Annotated in this window: 1 protein-coding gene; it reads right to left on the reverse strand. The window is 65.0% G+C overall.

The window, feature by feature from the left end; all coding sequences use genetic code 11:
• Positions 1–246 (reverse strand): type VI secretion system baseplate subunit TssG (locus SB816_RS34095; RefSeq protein ID WP_410548512.1); only part of this gene is annotated, 246 nt, incomplete at both ends.

A 246-nucleotide genomic window follows, 5' to 3' on the forward strand; every position in this document is an offset into this window, starting at 1 on the left:
GAAAAGCCGCCCGGATGCCGACACCTTGCCCCTGCTCCCACGCGAGACGGTCGAGGTAGTAGCCGGGTAACGGGGAGTCGGCGCCGTGCATGCCGAAAAACGTCGTCTGAACGCGATACGCACTGCGTGAGTGCGCAGGCATGCGCTCCGCCATCAACACGTCGGAGGCAGGGAAACCCAGGCCGGCGTGGCTGCCAAGTCGCACGCGCTGGTGCTCCGGCTCAAACGTATCTGGCATTTCCAGGT

The organism is Achromobacter sp. SIMBA_011 (assembly GCF_046535435.1).
In the GTDB taxonomy this organism is placed as follows: domain Bacteria; phylum Pseudomonadota; class Gammaproteobacteria; order Burkholderiales; family Burkholderiaceae_B; genus Achromobacter; species Achromobacter dolens.